1 protein-coding gene is annotated in these 512 nt (G+C 57.6%); it reads right to left on the reverse strand.

Annotated features, from left to right (window positions below):
- The coding region (locus ACXJ5O_RS29545; RefSeq protein WP_457302998.1) for an alpha/beta hydrolase at window positions 1-492 on the reverse strand (492 nt) is incomplete at its 3' end.
- Window positions 493-512: the final 20 nt, after the last annotated feature.

The following is a 512-nucleotide window of genomic DNA, read 5'->3' on the forward strand; positions in this document are numbered from 1 at the left end:
TTGCTGAACCGCGTCAATGTCGTGCGGTCCGATTTCATGATCGGCGGACACTGCCTTGACGGTGATATCAGCTCCGGCGCCCCGCAGTTCCGCCTCAAGCGCGAGCGCATGCGCTCCAAACAGATCGTGGTCGCCGGTGATTGCAAGGACTTTCGTCTCAAGAAGATCAGCCTTGGGCGTCTCCTCCAGCACTTTTGTTGCGCGCAACAAAACTGCATTGCGGACAATGCCCGGATGCAGTTGCATCATTGCCGCGATAATGTTCGCGCCATTGGAATAGCCGAGAAAAGTAGTCCGCCGGAGATCCAGGTCGTAGGCTTCAACCGCGCCCTCTATAAACGCGGCAAGTGCTTCGGCCTCCGAACGAATGTCCTTTTGATCAAAGCTCAGTGGTCCAAAGCGCCGGAACCAGCGGGCCGAACCCTCTTCCGTGCTGCGTCCGCGCAAACCAATCAAGGTGGCGTGCGGGGCAACCTTCGAGGCAAACGGCATAAGACTGGTCTCATTACCTC

It is taken from the genome of Phyllobacterium sp. P5_D12 (assembly GCF_054049495.1).